Origin of the sequence: Pseudomonas sp. VD-NE ins (assembly GCF_031882575.1) — a bacterium.
Classification (GTDB): Bacteria; Pseudomonadota; Gammaproteobacteria; order Pseudomonadales; family Pseudomonadaceae; genus Aquipseudomonas; species Aquipseudomonas fluorescens_BZ.
The window spans coordinates 254803-272725 of record NZ_CP134772.1 but is presented as its reverse complement, the minus strand read 5'-3'; the positions used below and the strand labels follow the sequence as shown (position 1 = coordinate 272725).

At 59.9% G+C, this 17923-nt stretch carries 16 protein-coding genes; 11 read left to right on the top strand and 5 right to left on the bottom strand.

Features of this window, described 5'->3' with window-relative positions; all coding sequences use genetic code 11:
- Position 1: 1 nt before the first annotated feature.
- Positions 2–1543, bottom strand: a complete 1542-nt coding sequence (locus RMV17_RS01130) for a phosphoenolpyruvate carboxykinase (protein WP_311884956.1) — start codon at positions 1541–1543, stop codon at positions 2–4.
- 181 nt (positions 1544–1724) lie between these two features.
- A complete protein-coding gene (hslO, locus tag RMV17_RS01125) occupies positions 1725–2627 on the bottom strand; it encodes an Hsp33 family molecular chaperone HslO (RefSeq protein ID WP_311884954.1) in 903 nt (300 codons plus the stop codon).
- A gap of 105 nt (positions 2628–2732) precedes the next feature.
- Between hslO and RMV17_RS01120 the strand changes: the two genes are divergently transcribed.
- Positions 2733–3533: a phosphatase PAP2 family protein gene (locus tag RMV17_RS01120; protein WP_311884952.1), complete on the top strand. Its 801-nt coding sequence runs from the start codon at positions 2733–2735 to the stop codon at positions 3531–3533.
- A 121-nt stretch (positions 3534–3654) separates the two neighbouring features.
- Here RMV17_RS01120 and RMV17_RS01115 read toward each other — a convergent pair whose 3' ends face one another.
- Positions 3655–4062 carry an RNA-binding S4 domain-containing protein gene (locus tag RMV17_RS01115; RefSeq protein ID WP_007917939.1) on the bottom strand — a complete coding sequence of 136 codons (408 nt, stop codon included), beginning with the start codon at positions 4060–4062 and terminating at the stop codon, positions 3655–3657.
- Between the two features lie 116 nt (positions 4063–4178).
- Here RMV17_RS01115 and RMV17_RS01110 point away from each other — a divergent pair, with 116 nt between their 5' ends.
- From RMV17_RS01110 to rimK, 3 genes are all read left to right on the top strand, one after another.
- Positions 4179–4958: an EAL domain-containing protein gene (locus tag RMV17_RS01110; RefSeq protein ID WP_311887008.1), complete on the top strand. Its 780-nt coding sequence runs from the start codon at positions 4179–4181 to the stop codon at positions 4956–4958.
- 76 nt (positions 4959–5034) lie between these two features.
- Positions 5035–5454 carry an ATP-dependent zinc protease gene (locus RMV17_RS01105; protein ID WP_230669412.1) on the top strand — a complete coding sequence of 140 codons (420 nt, stop codon included), beginning with the start codon at positions 5035–5037 and terminating at the stop codon, positions 5452–5454.
- Positions 5451–6356 (top strand): 30S ribosomal protein S6--L-glutamate ligase, encoded by a 906-nt coding sequence (rimK, locus tag RMV17_RS01100; protein WP_007949201.1) that lies wholly within the window; start codon positions 5451–5453, stop codon positions 6354–6356. Before RMV17_RS01105 ends, rimK begins: the two co-directional genes overlap by 4 nt.
- Positions 6357–6441: 85 nt before the next feature.
- On the opposite strand, the gene RMV17_RS01095 is transcribed toward rimK, so the two are convergent.
- Entirely contained in the window at positions 6442–7755 is a 1314-nt protein-coding gene (locus tag RMV17_RS01095) for an ATP-binding protein (protein ID WP_034151878.1), read from the bottom strand.
- 113 nt (positions 7756–7868) lie between these two features.
- The gene (gene ompR / locus RMV17_RS01090) at positions 7869–8609 is read right to left on the bottom strand and encodes a two-component system response regulator OmpR (RefSeq protein ID WP_034151877.1); all 741 of its coding nucleotides are present in this window, start codon (positions 8607–8609) and stop codon (positions 7869–7871) included.
- Between the two features lie 358 nt (positions 8610–8967).
- Here ompR and RMV17_RS01085 point away from each other — a divergent pair, with 358 nt between their 5' ends.
- The 7 genes from RMV17_RS01085 to tauD all read left to right on the top strand — a co-directional run bounded on the left by RMV17_RS01085 (position 8968) and on the right by tauD (position 17699).
- Positions 8968–11292 carry a Tex family protein gene (locus RMV17_RS01085; protein ID WP_311884947.1) on the top strand — a complete coding sequence of 775 codons (2325 nt, stop codon included), beginning with the start codon at positions 8968–8970 and terminating at the stop codon, positions 11290–11292.
- Positions 11292–11675, top strand: a complete 384-nt coding sequence (locus RMV17_RS01080; RefSeq protein WP_007917925.1) for a PaaI family thioesterase — start codon at positions 11292–11294, stop codon at positions 11673–11675. The genes RMV17_RS01085 and RMV17_RS01080 overlap by 1 nt, the downstream gene beginning before the upstream one ends.
- Before the next feature lie 269 nt (positions 11676–11944).
- Complete coding sequence (gene gshA / locus RMV17_RS01075; RefSeq protein WP_311884944.1) at positions 11945–13528, top strand: glutamate--cysteine ligase; 1584 nt, start codon at positions 11945–11947, stop codon at positions 13526–13528.
- A gap of 562 nt (positions 13529–14090) precedes the next feature.
- Positions 14091–15068 (top strand): taurine ABC transporter substrate-binding protein, encoded by a 978-nt coding sequence (gene tauA / locus RMV17_RS01070; RefSeq protein ID WP_311884942.1) that lies wholly within the window; start codon positions 14091–14093, stop codon positions 15066–15068.
- Between the two features lie 15 nt (positions 15069–15083).
- Positions 15084–15878, top strand: coding sequence for a taurine ABC transporter ATP-binding subunit (tauB, locus tag RMV17_RS01065; protein ID WP_311884940.1), 795 nt, complete (start codon positions 15084–15086; stop codon positions 15876–15878).
- On the top strand, positions 15875–16714 hold the full coding sequence (gene tauC / locus RMV17_RS01060) for a taurine ABC transporter permease TauC (protein WP_093440620.1): 840 nt from the start codon (positions 15875–15877) through the stop codon (positions 16712–16714). Before tauB ends, tauC begins: the two co-directional genes overlap by 4 nt.
- Positions 16715–16856: 142 nt before the next feature.
- A complete protein-coding gene (tauD, locus tag RMV17_RS01055) occupies positions 16857–17699 on the top strand; it encodes a taurine dioxygenase (RefSeq protein ID WP_034151870.1) in 843 nt (280 codons plus the stop codon).
- Positions 17700–17923: the final 224 nt, after the last annotated feature.

Here is a 17923-nt window from a genome sequence, read left to right as displayed (position 1 = left end):
CTTACAACTTCGGCCCAGCAGCCTTGATCGCGTCGCTCACTTCGAACTTCTTGAAGTTCTCGATGAACAGACCGGCCAGTGCTTTCGCAGCCTCGTCGTAAGCAGCCTTGTCAGCCCAGGTGTTGCGTGGGTTGAGCAGGTTGGTTTCTACGCCCGGTACGGTTAGTGGCACGTCGAGGTTGATGGTGTCGAGGTGCTCGGTGGCTGCACCGATCAGTGCGCCGCTCTGGATCGCTGCGATCACTGCGCGGGTGGTCGGGATGTTGAAGCGTTTGCCGACGCCGTAGCCGCCGCCGGTCCAGCCGGTGTTGACCAGGTAAACCTTCGAACCGAAACCGCGGATGCGCTTGATCAGCAGCTCGGCGTATTCGCCAGCCGGACGCGGGAAGAACGGTGCGCCGAAGCAGGTGGAGAAGGTCGACTTGATGCCGCTGCCCGAACCCATTTCAGTCGAGCCCACCAAAGCGGTGTAGCCGGACAGGAAGTGGTAGGCCGCTTGTTCTTCATTGAGGATCGACACTGGCGGCAGTACGCCGGTCAGGTCGCAAGTCAGGAAGATCACCGCGTTTGGCTCGCCACCGAGGTTGTGCTCGGAACGCTTGGCAACGTGCTCCAGCGGGTACGCGGCGCGGCTGTTCTGGGTCAGGCTGACATCGGCGTAGTCGGCGTGCTTGGCGTCGTCGATGACAACGTTTTCCAGCACGGCGCCGTGCTTGATGGCTTTCCAGATGACCGGCTCGTTCTTCTCGGAGAGGTCGATGCACTTGGCATAGCAACCGCCTTCGATGTTGAACACCACGCCTTCGCCCCAGCCGTGTTCGTCGTCACCGATCAGGTAACGGCTTTCGTCGGCCGACAGGGTGGTTTTACCGGTGCCCGACAGACCAAAGAACAGGGTCACGTCGCCTTCTTCGCCGATGTTGGCAGCGCAGTGCATTGGCAGCACGTCAGCGGCCGGCAGCAGGAAGTTCTGCACGGAGAACATGGCTTTCTTCATCTCACCGGCGTAACGCATGCCAGCGATCAGCACTTTCTTCTGTGCGAAGTTGAGGATCACGCAACCGTCGGAGTTGGTGCCGTCACGCTCAGGCACGCACTCGAAGTTGGCCACGTTGAGCACTTGCCACTCTTCACGACCGGCCGGGTTGTACTGGGCCGGGTTGATGAAGAGGCAACGACCGAACAGATTCTGCCAGGCAGTCTGGGTGGTCATTTTCACGGCCAGGTAGTGATCTTCCGCCGCGCCTACATGCACGTGGGACACAAAGTGCTCTTGCGCGTTGTTGAATGCTTCTACGCGAGCCCACAGCGCGTCGAACTTGTCGGCCGGGAACTTGCGGTTGATCGGGCCCCAGGCGATAGCGGCCTGGGTGGAAGGCTCTTCAACGATGAAACGGTCAACAGGCGAACGACCGGTGCGGTGACCAGTGCGAACAACCAGAGCGCCGGTATCGGCAAGCTCGCCCTCACCGCGGTTCAGGGCTTCTTTTACCAGATCATCAACACTCAGATCGGTGTACACGGCGTTATTGGCTTGCGTCATGAGGTTCCCCGTCGGCCAGTGGCCGAGTGTGCTCCAAACGTTTTGTAGTAGAAAGTCGTGCACTACTACCGCGAAAAAAGTGGGCCGGATTATGCCAGAAAAGCCCAAAAAGAGTAGGGTCCTCCCGTCGTAACGGCGAAATTCCGTCGTTACGCAGTGAATTTACCTGCGCTGAACCGTTTTAGTGCCGGGTATCTGACGGCGTGTCGACGCCTGCGCCAGCGAACAATTGAGCAATATCGGCCGCGTCGAACAGGTAACGCTGGTTGCAGAACTGGCAATCGATCTCGACTTCGCCACCTCGTTCCTCCACCAGCGCCTGCGCATCTTCCAGACCCAGACTGACCAACGCATTGCCCGAGCGTTCCCGCGAGCAGCTGCAACGGAAGCGCAGGTTCTGCACATCGAACAGGCGAACCTGCTCTTCATGGTAGAGGCGATGCAGCACGGTTTCGTTGTCCAGGCTCAACAACTCATCGGCGGTCAGGGTGCTGGCCAGCGCGGTGATGTGCTGCCAGCTGTCGGCGCGCTCTTCTTCGTCTTTCAGACGGTCGGCCGGCAGTTGCTGCAAGAGCATTCCACGGGCGCGACGGCCGTCAGCGAACAATTTGAAACGCGTGCCGACCTGTTGCGACATGACGAAATAGTTGGTGAAGCATTCCGACAGGGTTTCGCCGTCGAGATCGACGATGCCCTGGTAGCGCTGACCGACAGTCGGGTCGACGGTCAGGGTCAGGTCGCCGTTCGGCATCAGGTCGGCAAGGGTGGCGTCCGGCGCGATCTGCTCGGCGTCGTAGCGCGCCAGGCCACGGATTTCGCGCTCGCTGGAGCATTCGATCATCAGCAGCGGAATCGGCCCTTCGGAGCGCGCTTGCAGAATCAGCAAGCCGTCGAACTTCAAGGTGCCCACCAGCAACGAGGCCGCCGCCATCAATTCGCCCAGCAGTTGCGCGACCGGTTCCGGGTACGGGTGCTTGGCAAGAACCTCGGCATAGCTGCGTTCAAGCGCAACCAGTTCGCCGCGCGTGTCGCTGTCATCGAAGATGAAACGTTGGGTGAAATCGGTATCCGCTAGGTCGGTCATAATTTTGGGTATCTGAATGTGGTGACAAAATGGTTACAAGGCGTGAAAATTTGCGCTTCTTGGCACTCTTTTTGGTGCCGACTGCTCTGCCATGGGAGGCATTTTATGAACAATCCGGGTTTGTTCCAATCAACGTGGAACCTCGGCCGGCTGGTTCTGTGCAACGTAGTGCCATTAGCACTACTGGCTTTCTGGTTATGGCCTACAGGCAACTCGCTGTGTGTGATTTTCGACGAGTGGCTGTTCCGCTCGCTCAATGCACCGCTGGCCAGCAACCCGATATGGCTCCACATCTGGGCAATTGCAAGTCTGCGACCGTTCGACATCGTCGTCGGGCTGATTTTGCTGACGCTGCTGATCAAGGGCGACTGGGTGTTCAAGGCCATTGATGTGCGTCGCGCATTTTTCGGTTTTTTCTCGATCCTGCTGTTGATGGTGGTGATCCGCACGCTGTTTTCCAAGTTCGCCGACCACATGGACTGGCAACACAGCAGCCCGTCGATGGTGCTGGAAGGCGCGGTACATATCAGCGATTACTTCCCGCACCTGGAAAAGACCTGGGAGCTGAAGGATCGCTCGAGCCAGAGTTTCCCCGGTGACCACGCTTCTGTATTGCTGATCTGGGCGCTGTTCATGGGCGTATTCAGTCGCACGGTTGGCCAGTTTGTGACGATCTGGGGCCTGGCGCTGTTGTTTATGCTGCCGCGCCTGGTAGCCGGTGCGCATTGGGGTCAGGACGATTACATTGGCGGCGTATTGCTGGCGGTGTGGGCATTGGGTTGGGGTTACTACACGCCGTTTGCGTATCACGCCTCGAACTTCTGGCTGAAGGTGACGGCACCGATCTTTGCGTTGCTGGGCAAGTTGCCGCTGGTTTCGCGGATGAGTGTGGTGCGTAGCGCCTGATACCGCGTAAAGCCTGGCGAGTGCTGCGCACTCGATTCGCGAGCAAGCTCGCTCCCACATTGGAATGCAATCTCCTGTGGGAGCGAGCCTGCTCGCGAAGAGGCCAGCACCAACAACGCGATTATTCGTCGTTACTGCTGCCGCGAAACTTGAACAAATCCCGCCGCTGCTTCTTGCTCGGCTTGCCGTCGGTGCTCACGCCCAACGCCCCGGCCTTGCGCATCGCCGCAGCCGCTTCACGCTTGGCAATACTCGCCTCGGTCTCCGCATACAACGTCTGCGCCTCCGGGGCACCACGCCGCACAATCGATAACGCCTCGACCTTCACGGTACGCACTTCAAACCCGGTACGAATCTCGAACTCATCGCCAATGCGTGGCTCTTTGCCAGGCTTGCAGCGCTCACCGCGACAATGCACTTTGCCGCTCTCGATCGCCGCTTTGGCCAAGGCGCGGGTTTTGTAAAACCGCGCAGCCCACAGCCACTTGTCGAGACGGACCTTGTCGTCCTCTTCGCTTTTTTGTGCCATTTGAATTCCTCGTTCGGCCAGTAGTCGGAACTGTACTACCGTTTCTGTCGGGCGCAAGAACTCGGCCCTCCAGATAGACTGTGATCTTGGCCGGCGCGTCGGCATGGAGTGATCGAGTGACTAAATTTCCGTCTTCATTAACCTCGAACCACACCGGTTGCCAGGGCTGCCAGCACAGTGAACGGTTGGGCTTCGACTTTGACTTTGCCTACCAACCTATCGTGGATTTGCGCGACCAGTCGGTTTTCGCCCATGAAGCGCTGGTCCGCGGCGTGAACGGTGAAGGCGCACTCAGCGTGTTGGATCAGGTTACAGAAGAAAACCGCTACCGTTTCGACCAGCTCTGCCGGACCCGCGCCATCGAAGGCGCGGCCGATCTTAATATGCAGACACACTTGTCGATCAACTTCATGCCCAACGCCGTCTATCGTCCAGAGCTGTGCATTCGCAGTACGCTCGAGGCGGCAAAAAAACACCGCTTCCCTATCGACCGGCTGATTTTCGAAACCCTGGAAAGCGAGCATGTAGATAACTATCGCCATTTGACCAATATTCTGCGTGAATACCGCGAATTCGGCTTCAAGACCGCCATCGATGATTTCGGTGCCGGTTATTCGGGGCTCAATCTGCTGGCTGATTTCCAACCGGACCTGATCAAACTCGACATGGCGCTGATCCGCGATGTCGATCAAGACCGTGTTCGTCAGGCGATCGTGCGGGGGATTGTCACAATCTGTGCGGAGTTGGACGTTACAGTCATTGCCGAAGGCATTGAGAGCGCCGGTGAACGGGATTTCCTGGCGGACTGTGGAATATTTCTGATGCAGGGCTACTGGTTCGCCAAACCTGCATTCAAAGCGTTGGCCCGGGTTTCACCTGAGGCCTGGACGCGTTAATCGTTGGTTTTTTCTATTGAAGACATTTGACCATTTGACCGTTGTCGGTCTGCGCGAGTGGGTGGCGCTCCCGGATTTGGGAGTCGCGGGCCTGCGAGCGAAAATCGACACCGGCGCCAGCACCTCCAGCCTGCATGCCACCGACATCGAGCCGTTCGAACGCGACGGCGAGAAGTGGGTGCGCTTCACCGCGCACCTGGGCACGGTGGTGCAGTTGCGCCACCGCCGCTGCGAAGCACCACTGGTAACACGCAAAACCATCAAAAGCTCCAACGGCCACGCGCAGGAGCGCTATGTGATCAGCACCACCCTGGCCCTGGGTGATCGGGTCTGGCCGATCGAGTTCACCCTCGCCTGCCGCAAATCCATGCGCTATCGCCTGTTGCTCGGTTCCAAAGCCCTGATCGATGGCCATCTGGTCGTCAATCCGGGCATCAAGTATGTACAAGACAAGCCGGTGTTCCCGGTATCTACCTCCTCCACAGGTGTTGCATGAAGATCGCTGTGCTGTCGCGGAACCCGCGTCTGTATTCCACCCGCCGTCTGGTCGAAGCCGGAACCGAGCGCGGGCATGAAATGGTAGTGATCGACACCTTGCGCGCCTACATGAACATCGCCAGCCACAAGCCGCAGATTCACTATCGCGGCAAACCGCTGGAAGGCTTTGACGCGGTGATTCCACGGATCGGCGCGTCGGTGACGTTCTACGGCTGCGCGGTGTTGCGTCAGTTCGAAATGATGGGGGTATTCCCGCTCAACGAATCGGTGGCCATCGCCCGTTCGCGGGACAAGCTGCGTTCGCTGCAACTGTTGTCGCGTCGCGGTATTGGTTTGCCGGTCACCGGTTTTGCGCACTCGCCGGACGACATTCCCGACCTGATCGACATGGTCAACGGCGCGCCGCTGGTGATCAAGGTGCTGGAAGGCACGCAAGGTATCGGCGTGGTGCTGTGCGAAACCGCGACCGCTGCCGAATCGGTGATCGAGGCTTTCATGGGCCTGAAGCAGAACATCATGGTTCAGGAGTACATCAAGGAAGCCGGCGGTGCGGATATTCGTTGTTTCGTGGTCGGTGACAAAGTCATCGCGGCAATGAAGCGTCAGGCCAAACCGGGTGAGTTCCGTTCAAATCTGCATCGCGGCGGCAGTGCCAGCCTGATCAAGATCACTCCGGAGGAACGCATGACCGCGTTGCGTGCGGCCAAGGTCATGGGCCTGGCGGTGGCAGGTGTGGATATCCTGCGCTCCAATCACGGGCCACTGGTGATGGAAGTGAACTCCTCGCCAGGGCTGGAAGGGATCGAGACCACCACTGGGAAGAATGTGGCGGGGATCATCATTGAGCATCTTGAGAAGAATGGCGGGCCGAATATGACCCGGACCAAAGGCAAGGGCTAAAAAGTCAGCGTCGAGCGGCAAGCTTCAAGTGGCAAGTGAAAACCGCTTTTACTTGCCGCTTGCAGCTTGAAACTTGCAGCTGCTTCTATACCGCATCTCGCGGCAACATCAGCCCCAACGGCAATCTCACCCGCGCTTCCAGTCCACCACCAGACCGGTTACGCAGTTCAACATTGCCGCCATGCATCGAAGCAATCCGCTTCACAATCGCCAAACCCAAGCCAGTACCCTTCCCGCCCCGCGCACGATCGCCTCGGGTAAACGGGTTGAAGATCGCCTCCAGCTCCGAAGGATCAATCCCGGCGCCTCGGTCCATCACACTCAGCACCACATACGGTGCACTGACGTCACCGGACACATAAGCCGCCACCTCGACGTGACCGCCGGCGTGGTTCAAGGCGTTGCCGATCAGGTTGTTGAGCAAACGCTTCATCGACACCCGACGCAGTGGAAACGGCTGGATCGGCTCCAGACGCAAACGGACTTTTTCTTCAGTCTGGTTGTACGGCGCCGCCACCTCGCGCACCAGATCAGTCAGATCCACCTCTTCCACCGACTCGTCGCGACCATCACGAATAAACGCGAGGAACTGGTCGAGAATCGCGTCCATGTCTTCGATGTCGCGGACCATGTCATCGGTCAAGTCATTACGATCGCCCATCAGCTCCAGCGAAAGCCGCAAGCGGGTCAGCGGTGTGCGCAAGTCGTGGGACACGCCGGCCAACATCAACTCGCGCTCGCGCCCGGCCTGCTCGACGTCTTCGGCCATCTGGTTGAAGGCGCGATACACCTCGGTCATTTCACTGGGCGTGTCACTGATCGGCAGACGCACACTGCGACCCTGACCGAGCTGCCGGGCGGCGTAGACCAAGCGTTTCAATGGCTGGTTGAGCTGGCTGACGAAAATCCATGCAGACGCCGTCGACAACAAGCCGATGGCGAGGAACCATCCGAGCACGTTCCAGATTTTCTGGCCGCGCAACGGATGCGGATACAACGGCACCTTCAGCCAGCCGTCACCGAGGCTCGGCGCGCGAACCCACAACGCCGGCGGCGAGTGCATGCGCAAACGCACTTCAGTGTCGGCGCCCAGCTCCGCCTGCATCTGCCGCTGGTAGATTTCACTGTACGGCCAGTGCTGTTCGCCTTCCGGCACACCGGCGCCGACCACACGGATCAGGGTGGCAGCATCAGCGATCTTCGCGCGGTTTTCTTCATCGGCGGCCCAATAGGCGCGCAACGTCAGGGCGACGCCGTGGCTGTATTGGCGGTCCACCAGCACGTCCTCGTTCATCAACAGATAAACCAGGGTCAGCGCCTTGGAAAACAGCACGACGATGAGCACCAGCCAGAGGGTGCGGGAGAAAAAACTTTGGGGGAACCAGACGGGGGTTTTCATCTATAACCGCTACACACTTGCAGGAGCGAGCAATGCTCGCATATTGCGGATTGCGAGTCTGCGGGCATGGCTGTTCAACCAGAACCTGCAGACCCGCTCCTACAAATCACCGATCACTTGGTGGCGGCACCATCGGGTACGAATACGTAACCCACGCCCCAGACGGTCTGGATATAACGCGGTTTCGATGGATCAGGCTCGATCATGCGGCGCAGACGGGAGATCTGCACGTCGATGGAACGCTCAAGGGCATCCCACTCGCGGCCACGGGCCAGGTTCATCAGTTTGTCGCGGGTCAGCGGCTGACGCGCGTTCATCACGAGGGCCTTGAGTACAGCAAACTCACCGGTGGTGAGCATGTGCACTTCTTCACCGCGTTTGAGTTCGCGGGTGGCCAGCGACAACACATAATCACCGAAGGTGACGTTTTCGTCTTCACTGCCCGGCGCGCCCGGTACCGGAGCGGCCTGACGACGCAGGACGGCTTTGACGCGGGCCATCAGCTCGTCCGGGTTGAACGGCTTGGCCAGATAATCGTCGGCGCCCAGTTCCAGACCCTTGATGCGGCTCAACTCATCGCCCTTGGCGGTGAGCATGATGATCGGAATCTGATTGTTCGCGCCACGCAGACGGCGGCAAGCGGTCAGACCGTCTTCGCCCGGCAGCATCAGGTCGAGGACGACCAGATTGAAGACTTCACGCGACAGCAGACGATCCATCTGTTCGGTGTTCGGTACGGTGCGGGCACGGTAGCCCTTGCTGACGAAAAAACGTTCCAGCAGGCTGCTCAGCCCCGGATCGTCGTCAACGATGAGAATTTTTTCGCCTTCAGCAGTTTGTGCAGTGCTGCTCATTGGATGCTCCTTTTAGCTCGGCGCGCATTATGGCGTAGCTGCCGTTATACGCACCGTGTGCATTGTTAGCAGATTTTTCCTTCACTGCCAGAAAACCGGGGTTTATGCCTACAGACTGCGACGCCCCCGAATGACAGAACGCTGGTTATAATGCGCGGCGTTTTGTGCCAGGCAACGTCTGAATCGTTACCGCAGGTGGCAGGCTTTTTTTCCTGCCGATCGCAGTAATTGTTCGATTTCACGGGTCAATGGGCTGCCTTTTGACCCAGGCAGCGGCAATTTTCTAGCCGCTCAACCAGACTCCGGGCCTTTATTTCCGTGCCTGCGAGCCTGATTTCACAATATGTCAGGTGGTTTTATGGACAGCATCAACAGCCGCATTGCCGAGGAACTCGGCGTACGCCCACAACAGGTCGAAGCGGCCGTCGCGCTACTCGATGAAGGCTCTACCGTTCCCTTCATCGCCCGTTACCGGAAAGAAGTCACCGGCAGCCTCGATGACACCCAGTTGCGTCATCTGGAAGAGCGTCTGCGCTACCTGCGAGAACTCGACGAACGGCGCATCAGCATCCTCGCCAGCATCGAAGAGCAAGGCAAACTCACCCCTGCCCTCGAGCGCGACATCAAACTCGCCGACACCAAGACCCGCCTCGAAGACTTGTACCTGCCGTACAAGCAGAAGCGCCGCACCAAGGGCCAGATCGCCCTGGAAGCCGGCCTCGGCGACCTGGCCGACGGCCTGTTCAACGACCCGAATCTGACCCCGGAAACCGAAGCCGCGCGCTTCGTCGATGCCGAAAAAGGCGTGGCCGATGTGAAAGCCGCGCTGGAAGGCGCCAAGTACATCCTCATGGAGCGCTTCGCCGAAGACGCCAGCCTGCTGGAAAAACTGCGCAACTACCTCAAGCAGGAAGCGACCCTCAGTGCCCGCGTCATCGCTGGCAAGGAAGAGGAAGGCGCCAAATTCCGCGATTACTTCGAGCACGATGAACCGCTGAAAAGCATGCCGTCGCACCGCGCGCTGGCGATTTTCCGTGGCCGCAACGAAGGCATCCTTAGCTCTGCGCTGAAAGTCGGCGACGAACTGCCGGGCACCATGCACCCGTGCGAGGGCATGATCGGCCAGCAATTCAACATCCAGAACCAGAACCGCCCGGCCGACAAATGGCTCGGCGAAGTGGTGCGCTGGACCTGGAAGGTCAAGCTCTACACGCATCTGGAAACCGACCTGCTCGGCGAGCTGCGTGACGGCGCCGAAACCGAAGCGATCAACGTGTTCGCGCACAACCTGCACGACTTGCTGCTGGCCGCCCCGGCCGGCCCGCGCGCCACTTTGGGTCTCGACCCGGGCCTGCGTACCGGTTGCAAGGTTGCCGTGGTCGACTCGACCGGCAAACTGCTCGATCACGCCACGGTTTACCCGCACGTGCCGCACAACAAGTGGGATCAGACCATCGCCATTCTGGCCGCCCTGTGCGCCAAGCACTCGGTTGACCTGATCGCCATCGGCAACGGCACCGCCAGCCGCGAAACCGACAAACTGGCGATCGAGCTGATCAAAAAATATCCAGCGATGAAGATGACCAAAGTCATGGTTTCCGAAGCCGGCGCATCGGTGTACTCGGCATCGGAGCTGGCGGCCAAGGAATTCCCGGATCTCGACGTGTCGATCCGTGGCGCGGTGTCCATTGCCCGCCGCTTGCAGGATCCACTGGCTGAACTGGTGAAAATCGATCCGAAATCCATCGGTGTCGGCCAGTACCAGCATGACGTGTCGCAGCTGAAACTGGCGCGTGGTCTGGATGCTGTGGTCGAGGATTGCGTGAACGCCGTTGGCGTTGACGTGAACACCGCTTCGGTAGCGCTGCTGGCGCGTATCTCTGGCCTCAACGCGACACTGGCGCAAAACATCGTGACTCACCGCGATGAACACGGTGCGTTCAAAACCCGTGCAGCGCTGAAGAAAGTCGCACGTCTGGGCGAAAAAACCTTCGAACAGGCGGCCGGTTTCTTGCGCGTGATGAACGGCGACAATCCGCTGGACTCTTCGGCGGTGCACCCGGAAGCCTATCCGCTGGTGCAGCGCATTGCCGCTGAAACCGACCGCGACATCCGCTCGCTGATCGGCGACGCCAGTTTCCTCAAGCGTCTGGATCCGAAGAAATTCACCGACGAGACCTTCGGTCTGCCAACCGTGACCGACATCCTGCAAGAGCTGGAAAAACCGGGCCGCGACCCGCGTCCGGAGTTCAAAACCGCCGAATTCCAGGAAGGTGTTGAAGACCTCAAAGACCTGCAACTGGGGATGATCCTCGAAGGCGTGGTCACCAACGTGACCGCGTTCGGCGCATTCGTCGACATCGGCGTGCATCAGGACGGTCTGGTGCACATCTCGGCGCTGTCGGAGAAGTTCATCAAGGATCCGCGCGAAGCGGTGAAGGCCGGTGACGTGGTGAAAGTGAAGGTCATGGAAGTCGACATCCCGCGCAAACGCGTCGGCCTGTCGATGCGCATGGGCGACACCCCAGGCGAGAAAATCGACGGCGCCCGTGGCTCGCGTCCGGGCTCGGCGCAGCGCCAGCCTTCGAACAACGCGCCACGCAAGGAAACCGCGACCGCCGCGCCGGTGAACAACGCGATGGCCTCGCTGTTCGCCAACGCCAAGCAATTGAAGAAACGCTGATGGAGATTCCGGCCGGGCTCGTCGAGAGCGCGTTTTTCAAGCTGTTGGGCTGCCGCCTGCACAGCCTGGAAACCGGGGTGGCGCAAGTCGCCCTGGTGCTGGAACCCGAACTGCGCAATCGCGGCGGCAAATTGCACGGTGGCGCACTGTTCAGTCTGGTCGACATCGCCATGGGGCTGGCCTGTTCCAGCACTCATGGTTTCGATCAGCAGAGCGCGACCATCGAGTGCAAGATCAACTATATCCGCGCCGTTTCCGACGGTGAGGTGCTGTGCACGGCACGGGTGATTCACCCGGGCCGGCGCACTCTAGTGGTCGAAGCTGATGTGATGCAGGGCGACAAACTGGTCGCAAAAGCGCAAGGCACGTTCGCTGTCCTGTAGCTAGACGCCATCAATTTGAGTTAATTTCGGCGCAACGAATCCTGTGGGAGCGAGCCTGCTCGCGAAGAAGGTGTATCAGCAATGCAAATATTGGCTGACACACCGCCTTCGCGAGCAGGCTCGCTCCCACAGGGATTGTGCAGTTCCTGACTGACCGGCAAATGGCCTGCCGCTACAAAACCAGGCGAAAACGCCAGTTTCAACTTCACCCTTGTAGACCGTCCTGCCCACCCCCATATTGGGGCGACTGACGCGTGAAGGAATCCAAATTGAGCGAACTTCTCAACCGCCGCCTGGCTCTGCTCGGCGAGCGCGCTAACCTCTCTCTGCTCGAGCAGTGCCTGCACGGTATCGAACGTGAATGCCTGCGCGTGACCAGCGAAGGTCGCCTGGCGCAAACGCCGCACCCCGAAGCCTTGGGTTCCGCGCTGACCAACGAACAGATCACCACCGACTACTCCGAGTCGCTGCTGGAATTCATCACGCCCGCCCTGCCCGACCCGGCCGACACACTGGCGAGCCTGGACAAGATTCATCGTTTTGCCTACAGCAAGCTCGGCAACGAGTACCTGTGGAGTCCATCGATGCCGTGCCCGTTGCCGGCCGAGGAAGACATCCCGATCGCCTATTACGGCACCTCCAACATCGGTCAGCTCAAGTACGTCTACCGCAAAGGCCTGGCCCTGCGTTACGGCAAGACCATGCAGTGCATTGCCGGGATTCACTACAACTTCTCCCTGCCGGAAAAGCTCTGGCCGCTGCTACGCGAAACCGAAGGTTTCGTCGGCACGGATCGCGACTTCCAGTCGTTTTCCTACATCGCGCTGATCCGCAACTTCCGCCGCTACAGCTGGCTGCTGATGTACCTGTTCGGTGCCTCGCCAGCGCTCGACGCCGGGTTCCTGCGTGGTCGTTCGCATCAGCTGGAACAGCTTGATCCGGACACGTTGTATCTGCCATACGCGACCAGCCTGCGCATGAGCGACCTCGGTTACCAGAGCAACGCCCAGGCCGGCCTGACGCCTTGCTACAACGATCTGGCGAGCTACACCGACAGCCTGCGCAAAGCCGTGGCCACGCCCTACGCACCGTACGTTGAGGTCGGCACACATCAGGACGGTGAGTGGGTTCAACTCAACACCAACATCCTGCAGATCGAAAACGAGTACTACTCCAACATCCGCCCGAAACGCGTGACCTATACCGGCGAACGGCCGATTCAGGCGTTGGTGGCCCGTGGCATTCAGTACGTTGAAGTGCGTTGCCTGGACATCAACCCGTTCCTGCCGATGGGCATTGATCTCACTGAATCGCGCTTCCTCGACGCGTTCCTGCTGTACTGCGCGCTGAACGACAGCCCGCTGTTGACCAACACTTCGTGCGGCAACGCCACGTCGAACTTCCTCAGCGTGGTCAAGGAAGGTCGTCGTCCGGGCCTGCAATTGCAGCGTGACGGTGAGTCGGTGGAGATGAAGACGTGGGCGGCAGAATTGCTGGAACAAATTGCCCCGCTGGCGGCGCTGCTGGATCAGAGCCATGGCGGCGATGCGCACAGCAAGGCGCTGGATGCGCAATTGGCCAAGGTCAGCGATCCGTCCCTGACGCCGTCCGCGCAAGTGTTGGCGGCGATGGCTGAGCACAAGGAAAGCTTTGCGCAGTTCTCGTTGCGTCAGAGCCAGGCGCATGCCGAGTTTTTCCGCAGCGAGCCACTGGCGGCGGATGAGCAGGCGAAGTTTGAGGAGTTGGCGCGTACGTCGCTGGCTGCGCAGGCTGAGCTGGAGCAGAACGAGGTGGGGGATTTTGATGTGTTTGTCGGGTCGTATCAGGCGAGTATTTTGGCGATCAGCAACTGAAGAGCCCCTCACCCTAACCCTCTCCCAGAGGGAGAGGGGACTGATTTAGGTGCTCATGAAAGTTACGCCGACCTGAAATACCGAGTCGAACTCAGGCTCGAAAAGCACAGAGATCGGCTCCCTTTCCCCTCGCCCCCCCTGGGGGAGAGGGGACTGACCGGGTTGTTGGTGCGAAGTACGCTGACGTGAAATACCGAGCCGAGCTCAGGCCTTGAAAAGCACAGAGATCGGCCCCCTTTCCCCCTCGCCCCCCTGGGGGAGAGGGCTGGGGTGAGGGGGCAAAGATCTAACGTCGAACGCAAGATCCGAAATATCCACAATTCTGATCGTTCCCACGCTCCGCGTGGTAACGCCTCAAGGGACGCTCCGCGTCCAGGTGACGCGGAGCGTCACCGGCTGCATTCCCACGCAGAGCGTGGGAACGATCTCCACCCTCCAATTCCACCAAGCCTTAGATTTTTCCGCTCATAAGCTCATTCGAAAAAGTTATTTATTTACCGATTCTTAGATCATTTAGTCTCCTTTCACGCCGACGCTCGGTCGCCTGATATGGAGCTGTTCAATGAAACTGAATTTCCCGCTTCGCCTGCTCGCCGTGGCCACTCTGGCTGCCGCGAGTTTTCTGGCTCAGGCCGCCGACCTCACCGTCGCCTACCAAACCACCGTTGACCCGGCGAAAGTCGCCCAGGCCGACGGCGCTTACGAAAAAGCCACCAAAGCCGATATCGCCTGGCGCAAGTTCGACAACGGCGCGGACATCATCGCCGCCATCGCCTCCGGTGACGTGCAGATCGGCTACCTCGGTTCGAGCCCGCTGACTGCTGCGATCACCCGCAAAGTCCCGGTCGAAACTTTCCTCATCGCCACTCAGATCGGCGCCGCCGAAGCACTGGTCGCCCGCGACGGTTCCGGCATCAAGACTCCGCAGGATCTGATCGGCAAGAAAATCGCCGTGCCGTTCGTGTCCACCGGTCACTACAGCCTGCTCGCCGCGCTGAAGCACTGGAACATCGACCCGTCGAAAGTCACCGTGCTCAACCTCGCGCCGCCAGCGATCATCGCGGCGTGGAAACGCGGTGATATCGACGCTACCTACGTTTGGGATCCGGCACTCGGCGTGGCCAAGGAAAACGGCAAAGTGCTGATCACTTCCGGCGAACTGGCCAAGTTCGGCGCGCCGACTTTCGATGCGTGGATCGTGCGTAAAGACTTCGCCGAGAAACACCCGGAAATCGTCACCGCGTTCGCTAAGGTCACCCTCGACGCCTACGCCGATTACCGCAAAGACCCGAAAGCCTGGCTCGCCGATCAGTCCAACGTCGACAAGCTGGTGAAACTCTCCGGCGCCAAGGCCAGCGACATTCCGCTGCTGCTGCAAGGCAACGTCTACCCGCTGGCGGCTGATCAGGTGATCACCCTCGGCGCGCCGACCACCAAAGCCATCACCGACACCGCCGCGTTCCTCAAGGAGCAAGGCAAGGTCGAAGCCGTTCTGCCGGACTACGCGCCGTACGTCAGCGCCAAATACATCACCAACTGATCGGAGTTAACTGCGATGGCCTTGCTACAGCTGGAGCGCATCAGCGCACAGTACCCGGGCAGCCCGGAACCGGTGCTGGCGGATATTTCTCTGACCTTGGGGCCTCAGCAATTGCTGGTCGCCCTCGGCCCGTCCGGCAGTGGCAAGACTTCGCTGTTGAACCTGATTGCCGGTTTCGTCGAACCGAGCGCCGGGCGCATCACCCTCGACGGCGTGCCGGTCAAAGGCCCGAGCGCCGAGCGTGGCGTGGTGTTCCAGGACGACGCGCTGCTGCCTTGGCAGGATGTGTTGGCCAACGTCGCGTTCGGTCTGGAACTGGCCGGTGTTGCCAAAGACAAACGCGAAAAAATCGCCCGGGAAATGCTCGCGCTGGTCGATCTTTCCGGTTTCGAACGCCGTCGTATCTGGCAACTGTCCGGTGGCCAGAAACAACGTGTCGGCCTCGCCCGCGCCCTCGCCGCTGACCCGCGTGTATTGCTGATGGACGAACCCTTCGGCGCCCTCGACGCATTCACCCGCGAACAGATGCAGGAGCTGTTGCTGCAAGTCTGGCAGCGCACGGCCAAGCCGGTTTTCCTGATTACCCACGACATTGAAGAAGCGGTGTTCCTCGCCACTGACCTGATTCTGCTCGCACCGAATCCGGGGCAAATCGTCGAGCGCCTGCACCTGGACTTCGGTCAGCGTTACGCCGCTGGCGAGTCCGCCCGTGCGATCAAATCCGATCCGCGTTTTATCGAAACCCGCGAACACGTGCTGAGCAAAGTGTTCTCGCAACGCAGCGCCGCACAACGGCAGGAGCGCGCATGAGCAGTTACGACGTTTCCTCGGCTGCGGTAAAACCCGTCAGCGCTTCGGCGGTGATTCCCGTACGCCGTAGCCTCAGCACACGCTGGATCAGCCTGCTGACGCTGTTCGCTTTGTTGGCCATCTGGTGGGCGGTGACGGCCACTGGATTGATCGAGCCGCTGTTCCTGCCACCACCGTCCGCCGTACTGCAAAAAGGCTGGTTGCTGGCGACTACCGGTTACATGGACTCGACGCTGTGGCAGCACTTGGGCGCGAGCCTGAGTCGCATCGGTCTGGGTCTTGGTTTTGCGATTCTGACCGCTGTACCGGTGGGCATCGCTATCGGCGCCAACCGCATTGCCCGTGGCGTGCTCGATCCGCTGATCGAGTTCTACCGCCCTATCCCACCGCTGGCCTATTTGCCGCTGATCGTGATCTGGTGCGGCATCGGCGAGTTGTCGAAAGTGCTGCTGATCTATCTGGCGATTTTCGCGCCGATTGCCATTGCCACCGCGACTGGTGTGCGCACGGTTGATCCGGCGAAATTGCGCGCAGCGCAGTCGTTGGGCGCGACGCGTTTGCAGTTGATTCGCCATGTGATTTTGCCGAGCGCTCTGCCGGACATTCTCACGGGTGTGCGTATTGGTCTGGGCGTGGGTTGGTCGACCTTGGTTGCTGCTGAACTGATCGCGGCCACCAGCGGTTTGGGCTTCATGGTGCAGTCGGCTGCGCAGTTCCTGGTCACCGATGTGGTGGTGCTGGGGATTCTGGTCATCGCCCTGATCGCCTTCGCCATGGAAATGGGCCTGCGCGCCCTGCAACGCAAACTGGTGCCATGGCACGGCCAGGCCCACTAAAACATCCCGTTTTTGAATCCCCGTGTAGGAGCAGCCGAGGGCTGCGATCCTTTGATTCTGATCTTCTTAAAAGCAAGATCAAAAGATCGCAGCCTGCGGCAGCTCCTACAGGGAGTGATGACCGAAATTGAAGAGAAAGACCATGAGCAGCCTCAACATCACCCCATTAAGCTCGGCCCTCGGCGCGCAGATCAGCGGTGTCGACATCAGCCAGCCGCTGAGCCTGGAACACCGCGACGCCATCGAGCAGGCGCTGCTCAAATACCAAGTACTGTTCTTCCGCAACCAGCCAATCGAGCCGCCGCAACAGGCGCGCTTCGCTGCGTATTTCGGTGACCTGCACATCCACCCGATCTACCCGAACGTACCGGAACAGCCGGAAGTGCTGATCCTCGACACCGCCGTCACCGACGTGCGCGACAACGCGATCTGGCACACCGACGTGACCTTCTTGCCGACCCCGGCGATGGGCGCGGTGCTCAGCGCCAAGTTGCTGCCGGAGTTTGGTGGCGACACGCTGTGGGCCAGTGGGATTGCTGCGTACGAAGCGCTGTCGGCGCCGATGAAAAGTTTGCTCGAAGGGCTGACCGCGACTCACGATTTCACTCGCTCGTTTCCGCTGGAGCGCTACGGCAATACGCCTGAAGCGTTGGCACAGTGGGAAGAGGCAAGACGCAAGAATCCACCGCTGTCGCACCCGGTGATTCGTACGCATCCGGTCAGTGGACGGCGATCGTTGTTCGTGAATGAAGGCTTCACCTCGAAGATCAATGAGCTGTCGGAAACCGAGAGCGAGGCGATTCTGAAGTTTCTGTTCGCCCATGCGACGCGGCCGGAATTCACCATTCGCTGGCGTTGGCAGCAGGACGATATTGCGTTCTGGGACAACCGCGTGACGCAGCATTACGCGGTGGATGATTATCGGCCGGCGCGGCGGGTGATGCAGCGGGCGACGGTGTTGGGGGATGTGCCGTTTTTTCGCTGAGCCGTTTTACAGCCAAAAGCCCCTCACCCTAACCCTCCCGAAACGTCGGACCGCCCCGAGGGAGAGGGGACTGACCGAGGTGTTTGTACAAGCTACATCGACCTGAAATATCGGGTTGAACTCAAGCTTTGAAAGGCATGAAGATCGGCTCCCTTTCCCCCTCGCCCCCCTTGGGGGAGAGGGCTGGGGTGAGGGGGTTGGATCTTGCTGATCCAACCCAACCT